Genomic DNA, 23,382 nt, shown 5'->3' with positions numbered 1-23,382 from the left:
CGCAAATTCCTCCGGCAGCAAGGCAGCGCAATCCGGCGGCCTGATTCTGGAGAATGTCGATGTCCAAAACCTGGTTCATCACCGGTACTTCCACCGGTATCGGACGATACCTGACCGAACGGCTGCTCGCTCGCGGTGATCGTGTGGCCGCGACCCTGCGGCGGACGGACGTGCTGGACGATCTGAAGGCTCGCTACGGCGACAGCCTATGGGTCGCGTCACTCGACGTCACCGATCTGGACAAAGTGCGGGACGTCATGGCCCGCGCCTTCAGCGATCTGGGCCAGATCGACGTCGTCGTCAGCAATGCCGGCTATGGCCTGTTCGGGGCGGGCGAGGAGTTGAGCGACACGCAGATCAAGCAGCAGTTGGATACCAATCTGCTCGGTTCCATCGCCGTCATCCGGGCGGCGCTGCCGCATCTGCGCGCGCAGGGGGGCGGCCAGATCCAGCAGGTGTCGTCAGAAGGCGGGCAGCTCGCTTACCCAAGTTTCGGTCTTTATCACGCGACGAAATGGGGGATTGAGGGTTTCGTGGAAGCGGTGGCGCAGGAAGTGGCACCCTTCGGCATCACCTGTACCATCGTCGAGCCCGGGCCGGCGGGGACCAGCTTCGCGACCAATCTCGTCTCCGCGCCGGCGATGGACGTCTATGCCGAGACGCCGGCGGGGGCCGTTCGCCGCGCGATCATGAGCGGCAGCTTCGCCATTCGGGGGGATGCCGACAAGATGGCCCAGGCGATGATCGATTGTGCCGATAGCGGCAAGGCCCCGCGCCGGCTTCTGCTTGGCCGCGATGCCTGGGGCCGCGTTCACGCGGCGCTGACGGAGCGTCTGGCAGCGTTAGAGGCTCAGAAGGACGTCGCTGTCTCGACCGAACGCGACGCTTGATAATCCCGTTCCATCGGGGTCCGGACGGACCCCGATGGGACAGAAAATCAGGCCGCCTTCGGCTGGCTGAGCAGGTTCTGCGCGATCAGGCTTTCCGCGATCTGCACCGCGTTGAGCGCCGCGCCCTTGCGCAGATTGTCGGACACGCACCAGAAGGCGATGCCGTTCGGCACCGTCGGGTCCTTGCGGATGCGGCTGACGAAGACATTATCCTCACCGGCAATTTCGGCCGGCGTCGCGTAGCCGCCGTCTTCGCGGACATCGATCACCGTCACGCCCGGGGCATCGCGCAGCGTGGCGCGCGCTTCACCCGCCGTTACCGGATTCTCGAACTCGACATGCACGGCTTCGGCATGGCCGATGAAGACCGGCACGCGCACGCAGGTCGCTGTCACAGCGATGTTGGGGTCGAGGATTTTCTTCGTCTCCACGACCATCTTCCACTCTTCCTTGGTGGAGCCGTCATCCATGAAGACGTCGATATGCGGGATGACGTTATAGGCGATGTTCTTGGTGAATTGCTGCGGCGTCACCGGGTCGTTCACGTAGATGGCGCGGCTGTTGTTGAACAGCTCGTCCATGCCTTCCTTGCCGGCGCCCGAGACCGACTGATAGGTCGCGACGATCACGCGCTTGATCTTGAACTCGTCATGCAGCGGCTTCAGCGCCACCACCATCTGAATGGTCGAGCAGTTCGGATTGGCGATGATGTTCTTCTTGCGGAAGCCGAGCAGCGCCTCGGGGTTCACTTCCGGCACCACCAGCGGCACATCCGGGTCCATGCGGAAATGGCTGGTATTGTCGATGACGACGCAGCCGGCTGCCGCCGCGCGCGGCGCGTGAATGGCCGAGACGGAGGCGCCGGGGCTGAACAGGGCGATGTCCCAGCCGTGGAAGTCGAATTTTTCCAGGTTCTGGGTTTTCAGCACTTGTTTATCGCCGAAGGAGATTTCGGTGCCGGTGGAACGGCCGGAGGCAAGGGCGACAATATCGCTAATCGGAAAATCCCGCTCGGCCAGCGTTTTGATGATTTCGCGTCCCACAGCCCCTGTGGCGCCTACGACCGCGACCCGATAGCCCATCATCCTTGCTCCTATTACCCAACCTGCGATTAGGGAGGGTCGATCCCGTTAGCGATTTCGGTTGGCGATCACAAGCGAAGCCTCTGCCGGGCAGCCCCCCGGCCGGCGATGGACAAGGCCCGGTCAGGCAGATTAATATTCCGATATCGACACAATTGGAATGTTTCATGGGCGTGGTCCGGGTGCAGAGCTTCGCCTTCTCCGGCATTCGCGCCGTGCCGGTGGAGGTGCAGGCCCAGGCGTCCGGCGGATTGCCGGCCTTCCTGGTCGTGGGCCTGCCCGACAAGGCCGTGGGCGAGGCGCGGGAGCGGGTCAGGGCCGCGCTCTCGGCCATGGGGCTGGCTTTGCCGCCCAAGCGCCTGCTGATCAATCTGGCGCCGGCCGATCAGATCAAGGAAGGCAGCCATTTCGATTTGCCGATGGCCATCGCCGTGCTCGGCACCATGGATATCCTTCCGCCCGAGGAGCTGGCGCGCTTCGCAGCCCTGGGGGAGGTGTCGCTCGACGGCGGCATCGTATCGGTCGCCGGCATTTTGCCGGCGGCGATCGCGGCGGCCGAGCGGGACTGGGGGTTGATCTGCCCGGCGGCGCAAGGGCCGGAAGCGGCCTGGGCCGGCAATCTCGCCATTCTGGCGGCGCCGGATCTGATGAGCTTGATCAATCATTTTCGTGGCACGCAGATCCTGATGCCGCCCTCGGTCGCGGGTCTGGCCGAAGCGCCGCCGGGACCGGATCTGGCCCAGGTGAAGGGCATGGAACTCGCCCGCCGCGCGATGGAGATCGCGGCCGCCGGCGGCCATCATCTGCTGATGATCGGGCCGCCCGGCGCCGGCAAATCCATGCTCGCCTCGCGCCTGCCCGGTATCCTGCCCGATCTCAGCCCGATGGAAGCGCTGGAGGTCAGCATGGTCCATAGCGTCGCCGGCATGTTGCAGGGCGGGCAATTGATCAAACGGCCGCCGTTCCGGGAACCGCATCATTCGGCCTCTCAGGCCGCGCTGACGGGTGGCGGCCAGCGGGCACGTCCGGGGGAGGTCAGCCTCGCTCATCGTGGCGTTCTGTTCCTCGACGAATTACCCGAGTTCCCAAGGGCTGCTTTGGAAGCCTTGCGCCAGCCGGTGGAGGCTGGACGGACCACGGTGGCACGCGCCGCCGCCCATATTACCTATCCCGCGCGGTTTCAGATGATCGCGGCCATGAACCCTTGCCGGTGCGGCCATTTTGGCAATGCCGCGCGCGAATGTGGCCGGGCGCCGCGTTGCGCGGAGGATTATCAGGGCAAGATCAGCGGTCCGCTGATGGACCGGATCGACTTGGTCGTCGAGGTTTCACCGATCACGCCGATCGAACTTTCCCGCGCACCGCCGGGCGAGACGAGCGCCGAGGTCGCTGCCCGCGTGGCTGCGGCGCGCGCGGCACAGCGTGCCAGGGCAGGCGAGGCCGAGACGGCCTGGCTGAATAGCGAGATGGAGGTCGACCGCATCGCCTTGCAGCCGGACGCGCGGGACTATGCCGAGAAGGCGGCCGAGCGGCTGGGTCTGTCGGCGCGGGGCTTCACCCGCATGCTGCGCGTCTCGCGCTCGATCGCGGATCTGGCGGGGATCGCGACCGTTCGTCGCATCGATGTCGCGGAGGCCTTCGCCTATCGCCATCGCTCGCCCGGCCAGCCGACACTGCGCCCGCGCAAAAGCCAAGGGGCGGCAGCCGATTAGGGCGCGCGGATTTCCTTCGCGCGACGGATGGGTTAGGCGAGGGGACGGACCCGGCTGCAGACAAGGCGCATTCCCGCGATGGCTCGACCCAAAGACCCGAGGACAGCGAAGCGGATCCTGGTGATCCGCCTGAGTGCGCTGGGCGATGTCATCCTCTCCTTCGGGCCATTCGCGGCGATCCGCGCCCAGCATCCGGATGCCCATATCACGCTGCTGACGACGCCCGCTTTCGCGCGCCTGGGCCGCCTCAGCCCTTGGTTCGATGACGTGGTCATCGACCGCCGCGCGCCCTGGTGGGACCTGCGCGGCTTCTTCGACATCCGGCGGAAGCTGCGCGGCTACGATTTCGTCTACGACTTGCAGACCTCCGGGCGGTCCAGCCGCTATTTCGCGCTTGCCGGGCGGCCGGGCTGGTCGGGCATCGCCCAGGGCGCCTCGCATCCCCATGCGAATCCCGAGCGTGACACCATGCATACCTGGGAGCGGCAGCGCGATCAGTTGGCCATGGCCGGGATCGCGTCGGTGCCGATGGCGGCAACGGATTGGCTGATCCAGGCTGCCAATCCGCCTGAAATGCCGGAACGCTATGCGCTGCTGGTGCCGGGCGCTGCGCCGCACCGGCCGGCGAAACGCTGGCCGACGCCCTTCTACGGCCAGTTGGGCAGTATTCTGGTCAGGGTCGGGATTACGCCGGTCGTGATCGGCACCGGGCCGGAAGGTCCGCTGGCGCGCACCATTCAGGAATTCTGCCCCGAGGCGATCGACCTGACGGGTCAGACCGATCTGCCGGGGCTTGCCGCGCTTGCGGCGGGCGCCCGTTTTGCGGTCGGCAATGATACCGGGCCGATGCATCTGGCCGCAGCCATGGGCTGCCCGACCGTCACGCTGTTTTCCTACGACAGCGATCCGTCGCGCACACAACCGCGTGGCCCGACCGGCCAGGCCGGAATCGTCCTGCGCGAGGATAATCTGGTGGATTTGGCGCTGGACGACGTCACCGCCGCGCTCAGCACGGCGGATCTGCTTTAGCCGTGACGGCGCCTCATCGGCCGTGCGGTAGCACAGGCGGGTAGATCCGCGTGACGAGCACGCGGACGACAAGGGGCGGTAGCGCTCGTCTTATGCCGCCAGCTTCGCCCGCACGGCATCCAGCGCGGCATCGGCCAGGGTGCCGTCAGGGCCGCCGGCCTGACCCAGGTTCGGACGCCCGCCGCCGCCCTTGCCGCCGGCGGCTTCCGCAGCTGCGCGCACCAGATCGACGGCATTGATCCGGCTGGTGAGATCGTCAGAGACGCTGACGACGATGCTGAGCTTGCCTTCGGCGGTCGAGACCAGCGCCACGACGCCGCTTTCGATCTGCTTGCCGATGGTTTCCGCCAAACCCTTCAGATCACGCGGCGAGACGTCACCCAGATTGCGCGCGGCGAGCTTCACGCCGGCAATCTCCTCAATCGCGGCGGCACCGTCGCCGGTGGCGAGCTTCTTCTGCGCTTCGCTGAGCTGACGCTCCAGCTTCTTGCGGTCTTCAACAAGGGCTGCAATGCGCGCGGGCAGTTGGGCCGCCGGCACCTTCAAGGCGGCCGCCGCTTCGTCCAACAGGCGCTCGGTCTCGCGCAGGCTGAGGAAGGCGCTTTCGGCCGCGACAGCTTCGATACGGCGCACGCCGGCGGAGACACCGGTTTCGCCCACGATGCGCAGCAGGCCGATATCGCCGGTGCGACCGACATGCGTGCCGCCGCAGAGTTCGATGGAATAGGCGCCACGCTCGCCGTCACCGTCACCCATGGAGACGACGCGAACCTCATCGCCGTATTTCTCGCCGAACAGGGCCATCGCACCTTCGGCGACGGCGGCATCCGGCGTCATCAGGCGCGTGGTGACGGCCGAATTCTCGCGGATGCGGGCATTCACCTCGGCCTCGACGATAGCCAGTTCCTCAGCCGTGACTGGCTTCGGATGGCTGATGTCGAAGCGCAGACGGTCCGGCGCGTTCAAGCTGCCCTTCTGCGCGACATGCGTGCCGAGCTGACGGCGTAGCGCCTCGTGCAGCAGATGGGTTGCCGAGTGATGGGCGCGAATGGCGCCGCGCCGGGTGTGATCGACCTTGGCCTGAACAGCGAAGCCGGGACGGGCGAGGCCGCTCTCGACGCGGCCGTAATGGACGAACAGGTCGCCCAGCTTCTTCTGCGTATCGGTGACGGCAATCACCAGCCCATCGGCGCCGGTAATGAGACCCTGATCGCCGACCTGACCGCCGCTTTCGGCATAGAAAGGCGTCTGGTTGAGGATGACGGCAACCTCGCTGCCGGCCATGGCATCCGCGACCGTGGCACCATCGACGACGATGGCCAGGATCTCGCCCTCAGCACTTTCGGTCGCGTAGCCCAGGAACTCGGTCGCACCGACCTTTTCCTTAAGATCGAACCACACGCGATCCGTCGCGGCATCGCCGGACCCCGCCCAGGCGGCGCGCGCACGGGTGCGCTGCTCGGCCATCGCTTCCTCGAAACCCGAGACATCGACCGTGCGGCCCTGTTCGCGCAGCGCGTCCTGCGTCAGGTCGAGCGGGAAGCCGTAGGTGTCGTAAAGCTTGAACGCGACGTCGCCGGCCAGAACCTGGCCTTCGCCGAGCTTGCCGGTCTCTTCCGCGAGGAGATGGAGGCCACGCTCCAGCAGGGAGCGGAACCGGGTCTCTTCCAGGCGCAGCGTATCCGTCATCAGCGCCTGCGCGCGGGTCAGTTCCGGATAGGCCTGGCCCATCTGGCGAACCAGCGCCGGCACCAGACGCGGCATCAGCGGCTCGGCCGCGCCCATCTGATAGGCGTGGCGCATGGCGCGGCGCATGATCCGGCGCACCACATAGCCGCGCCCTTCGTTGGATGGCAGCACGCCGTCCGCGATCAGGAAGCAGCTGGAGCGCAGATGATCGGCGATGACGCGGTGGCTGGTCTTCTCTACGCCGTCCGGGTCGCGCCCGGTCGCTTCCGCGCTCGCCAGGATCAGCGCGCGTAGCGTGTCGGTGTCGTAATTATTGTGCTTGCCCTGCAGGATAGCGGCGAACCGCTCCAACCCCATGCCGGTATCGATGGAGGGACGCGGCAGGGCGGTGCGTGTGCCGGGCGGACCTTCCTCATACTGCATGAAGACGAGGTTCCAGATCTCGATGAACCGGTCGCCGTCCTCGTCCGGACTGCCGGGCGGGCCGCCGGGGATGGAGGGGCCGTGATCATAGAAGATCTCGCTGCAGGGGCCGCAGGGGCCGGTATCGCCCATGCGCCAGAAATTGTCCGAGGTCGCGATGCGGATGATGCGGTCATCCGGCAGGCCGGCGATACGGCGCCAAAGTGCCGCCGCTTCCTCATCCTCATGATAGACCGTGACCATCAGCTTATCGGCGGGCAGGCCGAAATCCTTCGTCAGCAGGGTCCAGGCATGGGTGATGGCCTGTTCCTTGAAATAGTCGCCGAAGGAGAAATTCCCCAGCATTTCAAAGAAAGTATGGTGGCGGGCGGTATAGCCGACATTGTCGAGGTCGTTATGCTTGCCGCCGGCACGCACGCATTTCTGCGCCGTCGCGGCGCGGCTATAGGGCCGGCGTTCCTGCCCGGTGAAGACATTCTTGAACTGGACCATGCCGCTGTTGGTGAACATCAGCGTAGGGTCGTTCCGCGGGACGAGGGGAGAGCTTTCCACCACGCTATGCCCATTGCGGGCAAAGTAATCGAGGAAAGTCGCGCGGATATCGTTGCTGCTGGCCATGGCGGGCAAGATCTCGAAGACTGGGATGAAATGACGGTAGTCCGCACCTAGCGCACCCGCCCGGCGCTGTCACCTTGTCGGCCTGAGTTTGCAGGAGGTATGCGTTTTAAGCGGGTATCGGACCATAATCCAGCGCACAGAGCGCGGGTCGCACGCTACTTCACTTCGTAATTATGGAAGTGTGTTCGCTATGCGGTTCAGTGCTGCAAAAATGCGCTTGCAAAAATCATTCGTCCAAATTACTTTGTGCATCGCAGCAACGGCGGTCCTTGATCGTGTTGCTGCTTTCTTGGACGTTTCCTCCCTAAACTTGGCGGTGCTTCGGCACCGCCTTTTTTTTGCCCTGAGGGATAATCATTGGGTCTGGTCCGCGCCTCTGCAACACCACCATTGTTCATCGGCAGCGATATCTATCGTTTTTCGACCTATGGGCCGACCCATCCCCTGGCCGTGCCCCGGGTTTCCACGACGATTGACCTTTGCCGCGCCCTCGGCTGGCTGCCGGATAGAGTTTACCGTGACTCCCCGATGGCGGACCTGGCCGAGCTGAGCCGGTTCCACGATCCGGCCTATCTGGCGGCCCTGCAGAATGCGGAGCGCTCCGGCACAGTCAGCGTGGCGGATCGGGATCGCTTCCGCATCGGCACGGACAATAACCCGGTCTATCCCGAGATGTTCCGCCGCCCGGCGACCTCGGCCGGCGGCGTCATGCTGGCGGCCCGGCTGACGGCACCGCTGACGGGGGAAGGCGGCATCGTCCATGTGCCGGGCGGCGGCACCCATCACGGCCGCGCAGATCGCGCGTCAGGCTTCTGCTACGTCAATGACTGCGTGCTCGGCATTTTGACCTGGCTGGACCGGGGGCTGGAGCGCGTTCTGTATCTGGACCTCGATGCCCATCACGGTGACGGCGTGCAGGATGCTTTTGCCGGCGACCCCAGGGTTCTGACGGTCAGCATTCATGAGGCCGGGCGCTGGCCCCATACCGGCCTGATAGGGGATCGCGCCGGCGGATCGGCCCGCAATCTGCCGGTGCTGGCCGGCTATAATGATACGGAGGCCCGGTTTCTGCTGCACGAGGCTGTGCTGCCGCTGATCCAGCGCTTCCGCCCGCAGGCGATCATGCTGCAATGTGGGGCGGATTCCCTAGAGGAAGACCCGCTCGCGCGGCTGTCCCTCTCCAATAATGCCTATTGGGCGGCGGTCGCCGCCGTCATGCCGCTGTCGCCCCGGCTGATCCTGCTCGGCGGCGGCGGCTATAACCCTTTCACCGTCGCGCGTTGCTGGGCCGGTATCTGGGCAACCGTAAACGGGTTTCAGATCCCCGAAATTTTGCCTACCGAGGCTGAGACAATCCTGCGCGGACTGGTCTACAACCGCGCCGCCGGTCGCAATCCGCCCGCGCATTGGACCAGGACCCTGCGGGATCAGCCCAGGGAGGGGCCGGTGCGGGAGGAGATCCGCCAGCTCGCCGCCGTCACGCTACAGGAGACCTAACGGATGCGCCTTCGCCTTCGCACCATCATCCTCGTATTCATCCTCTTGCTCATCCTGTCCGCCGTGCCGATCGTGCTGGGCTGGATCGCGCCTGTCCACGCGCAGGACGACGACCCGACCGGCCCGCAGGCGACGCTGACGCAGCAACCGCTGACGATCATGGACGATCAGGGCAAGCCGCATCGCTTCAAGGTGGAAATGGCGATGACGCCGCAGCAGCAGGCGACCGGCCTGATGTTCCGCAAGGTCGTCCCGGCCGATAGCGGCATGCTGTTCGTCTTCCCGACCGTCCAGCCCGAGCCCTTCTGGATGAAGAACACGCTGGTCCCGCTCGACATGGTCTTCATCAATCCGGACGGCACCATCCGCGCCATCGCCGAGAATACCGTGCCCTTCAGCCTGGCGCCGGTCGATAGCGGCGGCCCGGTGAAGGCCGTGCTGGAGCTGCAGGGCGGGCTGACGGCGAAGGAGCAGATCTCGGTCGGGGATAGCGTCGTCGCCGAGACCTTCGGCGATACCAAGCCGACCAACACCGCCGCGGGTAGCAACTAAGCATCCAGACGGGCTGGCATATTGCACAAGGCCCGCTATACATCGCTTCGGACGGGGCGTGGCGCAGCCTGGTAGCGCGCGTGTTTTGGGTACACGAGGCCGCCGGTTCGAGTCCGGCCGCCCCGACCACCGGATAAGCGACACCGGAGCTTCGGGTCCGGCAGGATGGAGGAGTTGCGATGCGCGCACGTATCTTTCGGCGGCCGAAATCCGCGATGCAGTCCGGCTTCGGCGCGCAGCATCATTGGGTGCTGGAATGGCAGCGGCAGGAGCCGCAGCGGCCTGATCCGCTGATGGGCTGGATCGGCGGCGGTGAGACGCAGCAGCAGGTCATCCTCTCCTTCCCGACGCGGGAAGAGGCGATTGCCTATGCCGAAAAGAACGGTGCCGCCTATGACGTGGAGATCGTCCACGCCCGTGAGGTCAAGCCTAAGGCCTATGCCGATAATTTCCGCAATGACCGGGTCGATAACTGGTCTCATTGATGTGACGCCGGCCGCACGATTTGGCCGGCCAGACTTCTCGCCACGCGTTCCAGATTTGCGCGGCGTCTGCGCCCTTAGCTCAGTTGGATAGAGCAACAGCCTTCTAAGCTGTGGGTCGGTGGTTCGAATCCACCAGGGCGCGCCATTCCCTTTTCCGATATGTTTGATGCATGCCATTGTCCCGTCATCGACCGATGATGCGACAATGGCTGTGCTATGTTGGAAGCATCATGCTGAGCGCCTGAAAGGACGTCTGTTCCTATGGTGGCTTACTTCGCTCATACCGCGCCCGAAGGTCAGCCGTGGGAGCCGCTTCTGCATCATTTGCAGGAGGTGGCGGACCTGGCGGCCGCGCTTGCGGCCCGGTTCGGATGTGCCGAATTCGGGCGGCTGGCCGGGCTGCTGCATGATATCGGCAAATACAGCCCGGCGTTTCAGGCGCGATTGCAGGGTGCCGCCGCACGGGTCGATCACTCAACGGCTGGTGCGGTCTGGGCCAAGGAAAATCTGCCGGAAAAATGGGGCCGGCTGATCGCGCATGCCGTGGCAGGACATCATGCCGGGCTGCAGGATGATCTGTTCGGCCCTGACGGGCGGCTGGACGGGGGCTCCGGCCTGCTGGCGGCCGTCGCGCGCACCGCCAAGTCCGATGGTCTTCTCCTCCCCCAGACTCTGTCAAAGCCCGAAGGCATGCGCTTCTTTACCGATGAAGGCGGCTTTCAGCGCGCCTTCCTGACACGCATGATCTTCTCCTGCCTGATCGACGCGGATCGCACGGCGGCGGCCCGCTTCGATGCGCAATCGCGCGGTGAAACGGTGGCGGCGATCACGCATCCTGCGATCGCGGCGCTGGAAGCGCAATTGATGGGTTGGATCGCGGCCCGTGACGCCAAACCCAGCCCGCTCAATACCCTGCGTGACGGCGTGCTGCGCGAGGCGATGGCCAAAGCCGCGGCGCCGCCGGGCGTCTTCACGCTGACGGTGCCGACCGGCGGCGGCAAGACGCTGACCTCGCTCGCCTTCGCACTCGCCCATGCGCGGCAGCACCACCTGGACCGCGTCATCGTCGTCATCCCCTATACCTCGATCATCGAGCAGACGGCGGAGGTCTACCGCACCGCGCTGGAAGGGCTGGGCGATGCGGTGCTGGAACATCACAGCGCCTTCGAGATGGCGGATGAGGCGACATGGAGCGGCGAGCGAACGGGGCCTGACCGGCTGCGCCTGTCGATGGAGCGTTGGGACAAGCCGATTGTGGTGACGACGGCCGTGCAGTTCTTCGAGAGCCTGTTTTCCAACCGGCCCAGCCGTTGCCGCAAGCTGCATAGCATCGCGCGCAGCGTGGTGGTGCTGGATGAGGCGCAGACCATGCCGCTGGCTTTGCTGCGGCCTTGTGTGGCGGCGCTGAAGGAACTCACGCGCAATTACGGCAGTTCGGTCGTGTTATGCACCGCGACCCAGCCGGCTTTGACGGCGCCCTTGCCTGGCAGTGAGGCGGGATTCGCGGGCGGCTTCGACAATCCGCAGGAAATCATCGCCGATGTGCCGGCGCTGTTCGCGCAGCTGCGGCGGGTGACGCTGCGGGACATCGGGCCGCAGACGGATAGCGCATTGGCGGACCGCATCGCGGCCGCGCCGCAAGTGCTATGTATCGTCAACCAGCGTGCCCATGCGCGGGCGCTGTATGATTCCATCAAACACCTGCCCGGCGCACGGCATCTCTCGACCTGCATGCATAGCGTGCATCGCAGACGGATTCTGGCGGAAATCCGGGACGATCTGAAGCGTGAGCGCCCTTGTCAGGTTGTCTCGACATCGCTGGTCGAGGCTGGAGTCGATGTCGATTTTCCGCTCGTATTGCGGGCGACGGCGGGGTTGGACCAGATCGCCCAAGCCGCCGGCCGCTGCAACCGAGAATTCAGGCGAACACCTGAGGAGAGCGAGGTGCTGGTTTTCTCCTCGCCCGCATACAAGGTGATTCCGAAGCTGCGGAGGAATGCCGAGGCCGGTGGCGAGGTTCTGGGCCTGCATGCGGATGACCCCTTCAGCCCGGAGGCCATGACGGCCTTTTTCCGCATGCTCTATTGGCGGCATGGCGATGATGCGCTGGACGATAAGAACGTTCTGGCGCTTTGCGGCGAGAAACGCGGCGACCTCAACTTTCCTTTCGCGGACATCGCCGCCCGCATGCGCTTCATCGACGACGCGATGGTGCCGGTCATCGTGCCGGTTGAGGATGACGGGGAAGTCAAACCGCTATTGGATCAGTTGCCCTATGTAAAAGGCACGGGCGGGATTGCGCAGAAACTGGGGCGCTATACGGTGGGCGTTCCTTGCGCTGTGCGGGCGGAGATGCTGGCCAAAGGTGCCGTCACCTGCATCGAGGAGGCGAAATTTGGCGATCAGTTCGTGGTGCTGAGCAATCTTGATCTCTACAGTCCAGAGGCCGGGCTGGACTGGAGCGATCTTACGTTTCGTAAGGCCGAGGGGTTGATGCTTACGTAAAACGCATTGCCCTGAGGCGGGCGGCAGTGACTATGTCTGCATCCGACAAGTTGAGCGAGGTTTCATTGCACTGCAAAACTGCGTTGCTTTTGAGATAACGTTTGGTTTCCTGTTTTGTTTGTAAGGGCCGAGATTTTCCGAGCCGAAGATCGATGATCTGTCTCAAAGCCTATTGCCTGATTGGTTGATTCGTTACATCATATTCGTAACGATCAGACAGGCTGCGCATGAACAGCTTCAAGCTTAAAGTCTCTGGCCGGCGAGCGCTATTTTCCCGCCCGGAAATGAAGGTCGAGCGTGTCAGCTACGATGTCATGACACCCTCCGCCGCGCGCGGCGTGCTGGAAGCCATCCATTGGAAACCACAAATGGTCTGGCGCATCGAACGCATTCGCGTGCTCAACCAGATCCGTTTCGAGTCCATCCGCCGCAACGAAGTCGGCTCCAAAATCCCAGCCGGCAAGATCGCTTCCGCCATGCGTGCCCAGTCAACCGATGGGTTGGCGCTTTATGTGGACGAGGATCGGCAGCAGCGCGCCTCCACGCTGTTGAAGGAGGTCGCCTATATTATCGAGGCGCGGGTCGAGCTGAGTGCCAAAGGCCGCGCCGACCCGAGCGAATCCGTGCAGAAGCATCTGGAAATGGCGCGCCGTCGTGCCGCAAAGGGCCAGTATTTCCATCACCCCTATCTGGGCACACGAGAATTTGCCTGCGATTTCGAACTGTGGGAGGGGGAGGCGCCCGCGCCGCATGACTCACTGCAGGGTGAGCGGGATCTCGGCTGGATGGTGCTCGACGTCGATTACGCACCGGGCATGGAGGCAAAGTTCTTCCGCGCGGTAATGAAGGACGGCGTGATCGAGATTCCGGCCAGCGGCGATGCGGGCATCGTGTCTTGACCATCCTGCAATCCCTGGCGCGGCGGTATGACCGTCAGGCGCTGGTGGGGGAGGCGCCGGTGCCCGGCTTCGGACCCGCGCAGATCAGCTTCACGATCGTGCTGAACCAGGATGGCGCAGTTGTCTCAGTAGATGACGAACGACTCGAAATTGGGAAGAAACGTCTCCCAAAAGTAGTGGAAGCTCCTCAAGCACCGAATGACCGGAGAGGTGAAAAGATTGTCTCTGGGACTTTTTGGGATCCAACAGACTATGCTCTAGGCATCCCGCGCCCTGACAAGTCAGGTTCCCCTGCGGCAATTGAGAAGTTGCGGCGCAAAGCTGTCGAAAAGCATAGTGCTTTCAAAGAGCGGCATAGGATGCTGTTGGCCAAGACCGACGATATCGGTTGTCGGGCGTTGCTACGCTTTCTGGAGAGTTGGACACCCAACGAAATTGGCCAAATCCACAACCTAGAGGGCTTGCCGGGAAGCAATGTGGTTTTCCGGCTGCAAGGTGACAACGGTTTCATTCATGATCGCCAAGCGGCGCGCGATGCGCTGCTGGCCGAGGCATCCGGCGAAGGCATGGTTACCGAGGCAATGTGCCTAGTGACGGGAAGAAAGGCGCCAATTGCCCGACTGCATCCCCCGATTAAAGGGATTAGCGAAAAACTCGCGCCATTGGTTTCTTTTAACGAGAAATCCTTCGACTCCTACGGCCATAGCCAGGGTGACAATGCACCGGTATCGCAGGCCGCCGCTTTCGCCTATGGCACGGCCCTCAATGCTTTGCTGACCGCCAAAGGCCAGGATTCCAAAGGGCGGCCCCGCTACCCGAACCGTGTCATGCTGGGTGAGACGACGACGGCCTTCTGGGCGGAATTTGGGGACGCCGAAAGCCTCATGCGCCGCATGATCGCGGGCGGCGAAGAGGAAGAGGAAGACCCGGACGGCGGCTTGCCGGCGGATGAGGGAACCGAGACCACGAAGCTCCGCGACGTCATGAAACGGCTGGAGGACGGCCTGCCCCTGACGGAAGCAAGCGCCGGCACGGACCTGAAGCCGGAGACGCGATCCTATGTGCTCGGCCTCAGCCCCAATGCCGCCCGGCTTTCCGTCCGGTTCTGGTATGAGCAGTCACTCGGCGATTTCACAGCGAATTTTCAAACCCATTGGTCGGATCTGCGGCTCGATCCGTCGCCACGCTTCTGGCCGCCGCCGCTTTGGGCTTTGCTGCGGGACATCGCGCCGCAACGGAAGTCCGAAAATATTCCGCCCAATCTGAGCGGTGAGGTGATGCGCGCGATCCTCACCGGTCTGCCCTATCCGCGCAGCCTGCTGGTGCAGACGATCATGCGCATCCGCGCCGATCAGGATCAGGAGGATCGGCGTACCGGCCGCGCCTTGGAGAAGGTCAGCGACCTGCGGGTCGCGCTGCTGAAAGCCTGCCTCGCCCGGATGTACCGCTGGAACCAAATTGCGGAGGACGTGCCTGTGTCGATTGATCTGACGACCACCAACCCGGCCTATCGTCTGGGCCGTCTTTTCTCGGTGCTGGAGCGGTTGCAAGGGGCCGCACTCGGCCAGCGCAACGCGACCGTGCGCGATCGCTTCTATGCCTCGGCCTCGGCGACGCCGGCGCTGGTCTTCCCCTCGCTCATCCGCAATGCGCGCAACCATAGCAAGACGATCCGCACCAAGGTGGGTGCGGGTCTTGCTGAATGGTTCGAGGATCATATCGCCGAGATCGTCTCCGGCCTGGACGGCAGCTTTCCGAAGACGCTGCCTTTGGAAGATCAAGGACGCTTCGCCCTCGGCTACTACCATCAGCGCGATGTCTTTCGCCGCAAAAAAGATGTGCCGCCCGAGATCGAGGCTGCCGAAGCCAATGCCGATACATCCCCTGAGGGAGAGTGACCGATGACCGAGACGCAGCCGACGCCCATCACTCATCGCTATGATTTCGTGTTTCTTTTCGATGTCCGCAACGGCAATCCGAACGGCGACCCGGACGCCGGCAATATGCCGCGCATGGACCCCGAGACGGCGCACGGGCTTGTGACCGACGTCGCCATCAAACGCAAGATTCGCAACTATGTCGCCATGGCGAAGGGCGATGCGCCAGGCTACGACATCTATATGCGCGACGGCGCGGTGTTGAACGTCCAGCACCGCAAAGCCTATGCGCATTTCGGGATCGAACCCGACACCAAGACCAAGAAGGCGCCGAAGGACAAGGCCGAGGAACTGACGCGCTGGATGTGCAGCAACTTCTTCGATATCCGCGCCTTCGGCGCGGTGATGTCGACCGAAGTCAATGCCGGTCAGGTGCGCGGGCCGGTGCAATTCACTTTCGCTGAGAGTATCGAGGCCATCGTGCCGATGGAAATCTCCATCACCCGTTCCTCCGTCACCAACGAGCGCGACGCGCTACAGAATGATCGCACCATGGGGCGCAAGCATATCGTGCCCTACGGTCTCTATCGCGCGCATGGCTTCATCAACGCCCGCCTGGCCAATGACGCGCGCAAAGGCACGGGCTTTTCGGATGCCGACCTCGCTCTGCTCTGGGATGCGCTGGCGACCATGTTCGATCATGACCGCGCCGCCGCACGGGGGGAGATGACGGCCCGCAGCCTGATCGTCTTCAAGCATGACAGCGATCTGGGCAATGCGCCCGCGCATAAGCTGCTGGAGCGCGTGACGGTGTCGCGCGCCGAAGGCGAGGGGCCGGCGCGCGGTTTCGGCGATTATGTGGTGACGGTGAACGAGGCCGATCTGCCGCCCGGCATCACTGTCGAACACAAGATCTGACGGGGCGGGCGATGACGTCGGATGCCGATCTCATCGCTCTCTCCGCCCTGCAGCACTATCTGTTCTGCCCGCGTCAATGCGCGCTCATCCATATCGAGCAGCTATGGGCCGAAAACGCGGTGACGGCGGAGGGGCGCGTCGCGCATGAACGGGTTCATGCGACCGTCTCCGAAATCCGTCGCGGTGTGCGCACCGTCACTGGCATGCCGCTGCGATCGGATCGGCTGGGCGTCACTGGCGTCGCCGATGTGGTTGAACTGCATGCGACCGCTGCCGGCGGCTGGCGCCCTTACCCTGTGGAGCATAAGCGCGGCCGTCCCAAGGCGCATCGCGCGGATGAGGTGCAGCTCTGCGCCCAAGCTTTTGCGCTGGAGGAGATGTTCGCGGTGGAAATCGCCGAAGGCGCCTTGTTCTATGGGGAGCCGCGGCGCCGCACGGTTGTTGCCTTCGATGCCGCCTTGCGGGACCTGACCCGGTCGGTCGCGGCCGACACCAGCGCGCTGCTCGCCGGCGGCCGCACGCCCCGCATGGGTTACGAGAAAAAGCGCTGCGATGCTTGCTCGCTCATCGATATCTGCCGGCCGCGCGTGACCGGCGCAAAAGGCTCGGTCGCTGCCTGGTTCGACGAACAATTGCAGGATTAGGCGGATCGCATGCGCCGATTGCTCAACACGCTTTATGTGACGTTGGACGGCGCCTATCTGCGCAAGGATGGGCTGAATGTCGTGGCGGAGGTCGCGGGTGAGGAGAAGCTGCGCGTGCCGCTGCATATGCTGGGCAGCGTCGCGGTTTTCGGTCGCGTCTCGCTCTCGCCCGCGCTGATGGGGGCGCTGGCCGAGGCTGGAATCGTCAGCGCCTTCTTCAGCATGAACGGCCGCTTTCTGGCGCGGGTGGAAGGCCCGGTCTCCGGCAATATTCTGCTGCGGCGCGAGCAGTATCGGCGCATGGATGACCCGGCCGGCTGCGTCGCGGTAGCGCGCGCCATGGTGGCGGCCAAGGCGCTTAACCAGCGCGGCCTTCTGCAACGCGCTTTGCGCGATCATGGTGTGGGTTTGAGCGAGGATGCGCGGGCGGCGATGGCAGCCGCTGTCGAGCGCATGCGGGACATCGCGGCGCGCGCAGCGCATGAGACGGATCTCGACCGGTTGCGCGGGCATGAGGGAGAGGCCGCCGCGCTTTATTTCGGCGTCTTCGGCCATGCGCTGCGTGTGCCCGATCCCGGTATCGTCTTCCGCGGCCGCAGTCGCCGCCCGCCGATGGACCCTGTCAATGCACTGCTCTCCTTCGTCTATACCATGCTGGTGCATGATTGCCGGGGGGCGCTGGAAGGCGTCGGGCTGGACCCGGCGGCTGGCTTTCTGCACCGCATGCGGCCCGGCCGGCCGAGCATGGCGCTGGATCTGATGGAGGAATTGCGGGCGAATTTGGCTGACCGCCTGGTGCTGTCCTTGCTCAACCGGCGGGAGATCGGGATCGCGGATTTCCGGGTGATGGAGAATGGCGCGGTATTGCTGGCGGAGGACAGTCGCAAGACAGTGCTGACGGCCTGGCAGGAGCGTAAGAAGGAGGAGATCGAGCATCCCTTCCTGAAGGAACGCACCTCGCTCGGGTTGTTGCCGCATCTGCAGGCGAGCCTGCTGGCGCGCACGCTGCGCGGCGATCTGGACGCCTATCCGCCGATGATCTGGAAATAGATCTTGCTCGTCCTCATCAGCTATGATGTCGAAGTGACGTCGCCGGGCGGCGCGCGCCGCTTGCGGCGGATCGCAAAGGCCTGCAAGGATTACGGCCAGCGCGTGCAATTCTCAGTCTTCGAATGCGAGCTGGCGCCCGATCAATGGGTTTTGCTGCGGGCAAGGCTGGTGGCGGAGATGGATGCCGAGCGTGACAGCCTGCGCTTCTATTTCCTCGGCGCTTCCGGCCGCAGGCGCGTGGAACATGTCGGCGCCAAGCCGGCGGTGGACCTTGAAGGCCCCTTGATCCTGTGAAGAGCGGCAATCTGGCCGCTTGCGCGGACCCCAAGCGTCCGACAAAAGTCAGGGCGGTTCGCGATTGGTCTTTGTCATTGTTTATAGGCTAGATTTTGTCGAAGCTCCTTTGCTTGGCAGGCGTTTGTGAGGTTTGGGGAGGATGGTTCGCGCGAGCGAGGCGTTTTTTCTAAGCGGATCAACCGCTTACGGCGCAGGAGCCGCTCCCCGCGCGGGAGCGCGGATCGAAACGCCTCATTTGATAACCTATGTCTTCCAAAATACGGGCCGCTCCCCGCGCGGGAGCGCGGATCGAAACAAAGTCATGATGGCTGCGCTACGTGTTCAGTCCGGCCGCTCCCCGCGCGGGAGCGCGGATCGAAACGGTGATGACTTTGACCGGTTTGAGGCTGATCCTTGCCGCTCCCCGCGCGGGAGCGCGGATCGAAACGCCGATCACAACTAGGTCGTCCGCCGGCGCATCGGCCGCTCCCCGCGCGGGAGCGCGGATCGAAACTCGGCGATCGCCGTCTTGCCGCACTGGCCAGGTCCGGCCGCTCCCCGCGCGGGAGCGCGGATCGAAACAGGATTTACAACGCGATCAAGCTGGTGATCGTTTTGCCGCTCCCCGCGCGGGAGCGCGGATCGAAACTGGAGCGCGTGGTGATGACCTACACCACCGATAGCCGCTCCCCGCGCGGGAGCGCGGATCGAAACTCAATGAGTGCTTCTCTTTTCTTTTGGCAATAGTCTGCCGCTCCCCGCGCGGGAGCGCGGATCGAAACAAATCCATTGGCTTATCGCGGTAATTTTCATGCAAGCCGCTCCCCGCGCGGGAGCGCGGATCGAAACGTCTCACCTTCACGATCGATGGTGCGACCGTGACGAAGCCGCTCCCCGTGCGGGAGCGCGGATCGAAACATTTCATTTCATCCGCACTGACCACGCGGGACAGGGCCGCTCCCCGTGCGGGAGCGCGGATCGAAACTGCCTTTACAACGACAAGTACTTGTCCCGGTGGTGCCGCTCCCCGTGCGGGAGCGCGGATCGAAACATGATAGCGCCGACAGAACCTTGATACCCCAGGCCGCCGCTCCCCGTGCGGGAGCGCGGATCGAAACATGAAGCTTTACGAGGCATTCACGGCGCCTCCGGGCCGCTCCCCGTGCGGGAGCGCGGATCGAAACAATTTTTAGCTGGGCCGACGCACAACCCATGTGGCCGCTCCCCGTGCGGGAGCGCGGATCGAAACGTCCGTATGATCGCCGTCCTCGATTATCTGCACGCCGCTCCCCGTGCGGGAGCGCGGATCGAAACAACACAATCGATGAAGAGATAGCGGAAGGATTGGAGCCGCTCCCCGTGCGGGAGCGCGGATCGAAACCCTCGGCTGGGGGCGCCTTTGCGTCGCCATATAAGCCGCTCCCCGTGCGGGAGCGCGGATCGAAACATGACGATGATGGGGCGGCATTGTCCCTGCCGGGCTGCCGCTCCCCGTGCGGGAGCGCGGATCGAAACTCCCCGCTCATCATCGGCGGGGTAAGTGCCGCCCAGCCGCTCCCCGTGCGGGAGCGCGGATCGAAACAGCCGACGGACGCCGCCTATATCGGATATTATGGGCCGCTCCCCGTGCGGGAGCGCGGATCGAAACTCGCAGTCCACAAAGGTCGATATCGGTTCGGACATGCCGCTCCCCGTGCGGGAGCGCGGATCGAAACTGTCTTGGTCGCGACGGCGGCGGCGGCGATCTTGGGCCGCTCCCCGTGCGGGAGCGCGGATCGAAACGCTCTCAGCGAGAGCGGTGCCGGTTACCTGGTTGGCCGCTCCCCGTGCGGGAGCGCGGATCGAAACCCCCGAGGAGATCAATGATCGCGTCGCCGAATTCGCCGCTCCCCGTGCGGGAGCGCGGATCGAAACGAGTCTCTGAAATACGGGTCCGCCTTTTTGAAGCAAGCCGCTCCCCGTGCGGGAGCGCGGATCGAAACGACATGGGCTGTCACGCAATCTACCAGCCCGTGGGCGCCGCTCCCCGTGCGGGAGCGCGGATCGAAACTTGAAATGGCGCCGCGGCGAGGCCCCGCCCGACACGCCGCTCCCCGTGCGGGAGCGCGGATCGAAACACACCCTCTGCGTGCTGGAAAAAGACGTGATAGCGCCGCTCCCCGTGCGGGAGCGCGGATCGAAACGCCAAGAACCCGTCAGGAACGCTCGGACATCCGGGCCGCTCCCCGTGCGGGAGCGCGGATCGAAACCTGCCAAAGGCCGTAACGGCAGACTTTGCTCTATGCCGCTCCCCGTGCGGGAGCGCGGATCGAAACAGCAGGAATGCAAGAGCCGAACTGTCGTGACCTCGCCGCTCCCCGTGCGGGAGCGCGGATCGAAACGTCGCACACGCGATAATGGGGGTCGTTATGGCCGAGGCCGCTCCCCGTGCGGGAGCGCGGATCGAAACCTACCAGCACGATAGGAAACTAGCATGACCCGCGTGCCGCTCCCCGTGCGGGAGCGCGGATCGAAACCGATCTACATGGCGAGTAAGGCGAAAGCCACGCGGCCGCTCCCCGTGCGGGAGCGCGGATCGAAACTGAAATACGACCGTCGATATGGTGCCCGCCTGATCGCCGCTCCCCGTGCGGGAGCGCGGATCGAAACCACGATGCCAAGGGCACGGCGAGCATCGCCGGCGGCCGCTCCCCGTGCGGGAGCGCGGATCGAAACATCGCAGACCCTGATGGGGCTGCAGGGCGCCGCTGGCCGCTCCCCGTGCGGGAGCGCGGATCGAAACAGCCGAGCGCAGAAAGTCGACGATGAATCGGGTGCGCCGCTCCCCGTGCGGGAGCGCGGATCGAAACATGAGTTTAGGGCGTGCCAAGCCGTAAGCATATGTTGCCGCTCCCCGTGCGGGAGCGCGGATCGAAACGAGGGAAGCGGATTATTGCCAGCGAGCGCTGCGGCCGCTCCCCGCGCGGGAGCGCGGATCGAAACCATACGGACGGCTTTGATAGTGGCATAGATATCGCCGCTCCCCGCGCGGGAGCGCGGATCGAAACATCGCGATCGAGACTGATCCGCCCTACGGCATATGCCGCTCCCCGCGCGGGAGCGCGGATCGAAACGTGCGGGACACGCGCGGCATGATCACCATGGGGGGCCGCTCCCCGTGCGGGAGCGCGGATCGAAACCCGGCTGGGACATCCCCAAAGCCGAGGATCTGGGCCGCTCCCCGTGCGGGAGCGCGGATCGAAACGCCGCCTCGGCCTTTTGCTGCTCGATGCGGACTGGCCGCTCCCCGCGCGGGAGCGCGGATCGAAACAAACGCGGGCATTTCGGCTAGCACCGCGCGGACGCCGGCCGCTCCCCGCGCGGGAGCGCGGAACGAAACCGGGTCGACCGCGACGTGCGGGAGAGCACCCTCGGCAACCGCCTCCCGGGCCGACAGAATTAGCTCTGTCTGTCCGGGAAGGCGGCCGGTATGCTGTACCCCGAAGCGCAGCAGCCATCGGCCAAACGCTTCTCAAGTCATTGATTTGATAGTTTTTAGATAAACAGGCCGCTTGTTCCTGACCGGCAAGGCAGCCTCTGACGAGACGGGCTTCGATGATCAGCAGCACCACCATCCTTCGTGCCAAGCCGGGCTATGAAGGCGCCATCCGCGAAGCCCTGCTCGACCTTGCCGACTTTATCCAGTCGGATGAGCCCGAGACGGTCGATTTCCGCATCCTGTCGGACGAGCAGGACGCGGCGGTCTTCACCCTGCTCGGCCGTTTCACGACGCGGGACGCGCTGCACCGTCACCTCAATGCCGAGTTGATGGAGCGCTTTCTCTGGGCCGCGCGGTCCATGCTGGACGGCCCTATGACCCTCTCCATGGGCGAGGAAATCTTTGCCAAGACAACCACGCCCTGAAACCCTGGCAGTGCGCCGCTGATGGCGCAGCGCGCGGGCAGTGCCGATCTGCCGCTGCATGGCGGCCGCGTGCCCGCCTGGCTGGCGGATCGGATGACGCGGCTCGGCACTGTCATCACCGAAGCCATCGTCCTGGAATACGGGCGTGACGAGTATCTGCGGCGCCTGGCCCATCCCTTCTGGTTTCAGTCCTTCGGTGCCGTCATGGGCATGGACTGGCATTCGTCCGGCATCACCACCAGCGTGCTCGGCGCCCTGAAGCGCGGTCTGGCGCCGCGTGCGGCGACACTCGGCCTGCATGTCTGCGGCGGGCGCGGCAAGCATTCCCGCCGCACACCGGATGAACTCCACGCCATCGGCGACCGGGTCGGGATCGACGGCGCGGCCTTGGCCCAGACCAGCCGGCTGGTCGCGAAGGTCGATAGTGCCGCCGTGCAGGACGGGTTCGATCTCTATTTGCACGGGTTCATCGTCACCGATGACGGTAAATGGGTCGTGGTGCAGCAGGGCATGAACGACGCGCGGGGCGAGGCCCGGCGCTATCACTGGCTGTCGGAAGGCATCACCAGTTTTGTGGAGGCACCCCATGCGGCGATCGATGGGCCGGGGCAGGGGGTGATCGTGAACCTGACGGATCGGCGTGCCGACCAATCCCGTCAGCGCCAGCTCGATCTGCTGCAGGATCTGGGGCCGGACGGAATTGGGCAGGCGCTGAGCCGGATGGCGGAATACGCCTTGCCACCCGCGCCGCCGCCAGCACAGGGCATGCTGCCGCATCTGGTGATGCCAGCGCATCATGACGTGCGGCCCGAAGATATTGTGACGAAGCGCCTGCATGCCAATTTCCAGGCGGCGGCCGACCGTGGACCGCAGGATTTTTCCGAGCTTCTGATGGTGCCGGGTGTCGGCGCGCGCACGGTGCGGGCCTTGGCCCAGGTCGCCGAGGTGATCCACGGCGCGCCTTATCGGTTCAGCGATCCGGCGCGGTTTTCGGTCGCCCATGGCGGCAAGGACCGCCACCCCTTTCCGGTGCCGCTGAAAGTCTATGACCAAACGATCGCAGTTCTGAAATCAGCCGTGCAGAAGGCGCATCTCGGCCATTCGGATGAGCTGGCGGCCTTGCGTCGCTTGGATGATCAGGCGCGGCTGGTGGAGCGTGAGGCCCAGGGCCCCTCGATCGACGCGGTTTTCGCGCAGGAACGGGCGCTTTCCTATGACTATGGCGGCCGCAGCGTCTTCGGGGATGAGCCGCCGCCGGACCGGATCGGCGAGGTCAGCTAGCGCTCACAGCCGCGTGCGGCCGGTGCTCAGGGTCTTTCCAGCTTTTACGTAC

General features: G+C 64.6%; 17 protein-coding genes, 2 tRNA genes and 1 CRISPR repeat array. Of the genes, 17 read left to right on the top strand and 2 right to left on the bottom strand.

What is annotated here, in order from left to right:
* Positions 1 to 59 precede the first annotated feature (59 nt).
* Complete coding sequence (locus tag ACELLULO517_RS04050; RefSeq protein ID WP_227305979.1) at positions 60 to 890, top strand: SDR family oxidoreductase; 831 nt, start codon at positions 60 to 62, stop codon at positions 888 to 890.
* Between the two features lie 47 nt (positions 891 to 937).
* Here ACELLULO517_RS04050 and ACELLULO517_RS04045 read toward each other — a convergent pair whose 3' ends face one another.
* On the bottom strand, positions 938 to 1,972 hold the full coding sequence (locus tag ACELLULO517_RS04045) for an aspartate-semialdehyde dehydrogenase (protein WP_227306074.1): 1,035 nt from the start codon (positions 1,970 to 1,972) through the stop codon (positions 938 to 940).
* Positions 1,973 to 2,139: 167 nt separating this feature from the next.
* On the opposite strand from ACELLULO517_RS04045, the gene ACELLULO517_RS04040 reads away from it, so the two are divergent.
* Both ACELLULO517_RS04040 and ACELLULO517_RS04035 read left to right on the top strand, forming a co-directional pair.
* Positions 2,140 to 3,684: a YifB family Mg chelatase-like AAA ATPase gene (locus ACELLULO517_RS04040; RefSeq protein ID WP_227305978.1), complete on the top strand. Its 1,545-nt coding sequence runs from the start codon at positions 2,140 to 2,142 to the stop codon at positions 3,682 to 3,684.
* Positions 3,685 to 3,762: 78 nt separating this feature from the next.
* Positions 3,763 to 4,713 (top strand): glycosyltransferase family 9 protein, encoded by a 951-nt coding sequence (locus ACELLULO517_RS04035; RefSeq protein ID WP_227305977.1) that lies wholly within the window; start codon positions 3,763 to 3,765, stop codon positions 4,711 to 4,713.
* 90 nt (positions 4,714 to 4,803) lie between these two features.
* Here the strand turns inward: ACELLULO517_RS04035 and alaS are convergent, their stop codons facing one another.
* Positions 4,804 to 7,443, bottom strand: coding sequence for an alanine--tRNA ligase (gene alaS, locus ACELLULO517_RS04030; RefSeq protein ID WP_227305976.1), 2,640 nt, complete (start codon positions 7,441 to 7,443; stop codon positions 4,804 to 4,806).
* A gap of 357 nt (positions 7,444 to 7,800) precedes the next feature.
* On the opposite strand from alaS, the gene ACELLULO517_RS04025 reads away from it, so the two are divergent.
* The 14 genes from ACELLULO517_RS04025 to ACELLULO517_RS03960 all read left to right on the top strand — a co-directional run bounded on the left by ACELLULO517_RS04025 (position 7,801) and on the right by ACELLULO517_RS03960 (position 23,330).
* On the top strand, positions 7,801 to 8,940 hold the full coding sequence (locus ACELLULO517_RS04025) for an acetoin utilization protein AcuC (protein ID WP_227305975.1): 1,140 nt from the start codon (positions 7,801 to 7,803) through the stop codon (positions 8,938 to 8,940).
* A gap of 3 nt (positions 8,941 to 8,943) precedes the next feature.
* Complete coding sequence (locus tag ACELLULO517_RS04020; protein ID WP_227305974.1) at positions 8,944 to 9,492, top strand: DUF192 domain-containing protein; 549 nt, start codon at positions 8,944 to 8,946, stop codon at positions 9,490 to 9,492.
* Positions 9,493 to 9,544: 52 nt separating this feature from the next.
* Positions 9,545 to 9,621, top strand: a tRNA-Pro gene (locus tag ACELLULO517_RS04015).
* A 50-nt stretch (positions 9,622 to 9,671) separates the two neighbouring features.
* A complete protein-coding gene (locus ACELLULO517_RS04010) occupies positions 9,672 to 9,977 on the top strand; it encodes an ETC complex I subunit (RefSeq protein ID WP_227305973.1) in 306 nt (101 codons plus the stop codon).
* A 68-nt stretch (positions 9,978 to 10,045) separates the two neighbouring features.
* Positions 10,046 to 10,122, top strand: a tRNA-Arg gene (locus ACELLULO517_RS04005).
* Positions 10,123 to 10,238: 116 nt separating this feature from the next.
* Positions 10,239 to 12,482, top strand: coding sequence for a CRISPR-associated endonuclease Cas3'' (locus ACELLULO517_RS04000; protein WP_227305972.1), 2,244 nt, complete (start codon positions 10,239 to 10,241; stop codon positions 12,480 to 12,482).
* Positions 12,483 to 12,709: 227 nt separating this feature from the next.
* Positions 12,710 to 13,381 (top strand): type I-C CRISPR-associated protein Cas5c, encoded by a 672-nt coding sequence (gene cas5c, locus ACELLULO517_RS03995; protein ID WP_227305971.1) that lies wholly within the window; start codon positions 12,710 to 12,712, stop codon positions 13,379 to 13,381.
* Positions 13,378 to 15,279, top strand: coding sequence for a type I-C CRISPR-associated protein Cas8c/Csd1 (gene cas8c / locus ACELLULO517_RS03990; protein WP_227305970.1), 1,902 nt, complete (start codon positions 13,378 to 13,380; stop codon positions 15,277 to 15,279). The genes cas5c and cas8c overlap by 4 nt, the downstream gene beginning before the upstream one ends.
* Before the next feature lie 3 nt (positions 15,280 to 15,282).
* Entirely contained in the window at positions 15,283 to 16,176 is an 894-nt protein-coding gene (cas7c, locus tag ACELLULO517_RS03985) for a type I-C CRISPR-associated protein Cas7/Csd2 (RefSeq protein WP_227305969.1), read from the top strand.
* 11 nt (positions 16,177 to 16,187) lie between these two features.
* Positions 16,188 to 16,820, top strand: coding sequence for a CRISPR-associated protein Cas4 (gene cas4 / locus ACELLULO517_RS03980; RefSeq protein WP_227305968.1), 633 nt, complete (start codon positions 16,188 to 16,190; stop codon positions 16,818 to 16,820).
* A gap of 9 nt (positions 16,821 to 16,829) precedes the next feature.
* Positions 16,830 to 17,870 carry a type I-C CRISPR-associated endonuclease Cas1c gene (gene cas1c / locus ACELLULO517_RS03975; RefSeq protein WP_227305967.1) on the top strand — a complete coding sequence of 347 codons (1,041 nt, stop codon included), beginning with the start codon at positions 16,830 to 16,832 and terminating at the stop codon, positions 17,868 to 17,870.
* A 3-nt stretch (positions 17,871 to 17,873) separates the two neighbouring features.
* Positions 17,874 to 18,164, top strand: a complete 291-nt coding sequence (gene cas2 / locus ACELLULO517_RS03970) for a CRISPR-associated endonuclease Cas2 (protein WP_227305966.1) — start codon at positions 17,874 to 17,876, stop codon at positions 18,162 to 18,164.
* A 199-nt stretch (positions 18,165 to 18,363) separates the two neighbouring features.
* Positions 18,364 to 21,525: direct repeats of the CRISPR family, unit length 32 nt; unit sequence GCCGCTCCCCGTGCGGGAGCGCGGATCGAAAC.
* A 215-nt stretch (positions 21,526 to 21,740) separates the two neighbouring features.
* Positions 21,741 to 22,049 (top strand): putative quinol monooxygenase, encoded by a 309-nt coding sequence (locus ACELLULO517_RS03965; RefSeq protein WP_227305965.1) that lies wholly within the window; start codon positions 21,741 to 21,743, stop codon positions 22,047 to 22,049.
* A 21-nt stretch (positions 22,050 to 22,070) separates the two neighbouring features.
* The gene (locus ACELLULO517_RS03960; protein WP_227305964.1) at positions 22,071 to 23,330 is read left to right on the top strand and encodes a DUF763 domain-containing protein; all 1,260 of its coding nucleotides are present in this window, start codon (positions 22,071 to 22,073) and stop codon (positions 23,328 to 23,330) included.
* Positions 23,331 to 23,382: the final 52 nt, after the last annotated feature.

It is taken from the genome of Acidisoma cellulosilyticum (assembly GCF_020621385.1).
Classification (GTDB): Bacteria; Pseudomonadota; Alphaproteobacteria; order Acetobacterales; family Acetobacteraceae; genus Acidisoma; species Acidisoma cellulosilyticum.
The sequence above is the reverse complement of the archived record's forward strand: the minus strand, read 5'-3'. Positions and strand labels throughout refer to the sequence as shown.

Excerpts from the sequence above, each read along its gene's own strand:
- ACELLULO517_RS04050 (WP_227305979.1), top strand. The coding sequence starts at position 60 with ATGTCCAAAACCTGGTTCATCACCGGTACTTCCACCGGTATCGGACGA.
- ACELLULO517_RS04045 (WP_227306074.1), bottom strand. The coding sequence starts at position 1,972 with ATGGGCTATCGGGTCGCGGTCGTAGGCGCCACAGGGGCTGTGGGACGC.
- ACELLULO517_RS04040 (WP_227305978.1), top strand. The coding sequence starts at position 2,140 with ATGGGCGTGGTCCGGGTGCAGAGCTTCGCCTTCTCCGGCATTCGCGCC.
- ACELLULO517_RS04035 (WP_227305977.1), top strand. The coding sequence starts at position 3,763 with ATGGCTCGACCCAAAGACCCGAGGACAGCGAAGCGGATCCTGGTGATC.
- alaS (WP_227305976.1), bottom strand. The coding sequence starts at position 7,443 with ATGGCCAGCAGCAACGATATCCGCGCGACTTTCCTCGATTACTTTGCC.
- ACELLULO517_RS04020 (WP_227305974.1), top strand. The coding sequence starts at position 8,944 with ATGCGCCTTCGCCTTCGCACCATCATCCTCGTATTCATCCTCTTGCTC.
- ACELLULO517_RS04010 (WP_227305973.1), top strand. The coding sequence starts at position 9,672 with ATGCGCGCACGTATCTTTCGGCGGCCGAAATCCGCGATGCAGTCCGGC.
- ACELLULO517_RS04000 (WP_227305972.1), top strand. The coding sequence starts at position 10,239 with ATGGTGGCTTACTTCGCTCATACCGCGCCCGAAGGTCAGCCGTGGGAG.
- cas5c (WP_227305971.1), top strand. The coding sequence starts at position 12,710 with ATGAACAGCTTCAAGCTTAAAGTCTCTGGCCGGCGAGCGCTATTTTCC.
- cas7c (WP_227305969.1), top strand. The coding sequence starts at position 15,283 with ATGACCGAGACGCAGCCGACGCCCATCACTCATCGCTATGATTTCGTG.
- cas4 (WP_227305968.1), top strand. The coding sequence starts at position 16,188 with ATGACGTCGGATGCCGATCTCATCGCTCTCTCCGCCCTGCAGCACTAT.
- cas1c (WP_227305967.1), top strand. The coding sequence starts at position 16,830 with ATGCGCCGATTGCTCAACACGCTTTATGTGACGTTGGACGGCGCCTAT.
- ACELLULO517_RS03965 (WP_227305965.1), top strand. The coding sequence starts at position 21,741 with ATGATCAGCAGCACCACCATCCTTCGTGCCAAGCCGGGCTATGAAGGC.
- ACELLULO517_RS03960 (WP_227305964.1), top strand. The coding sequence starts at position 22,071 with ATGGCGCAGCGCGCGGGCAGTGCCGATCTGCCGCTGCATGGCGGCCGC.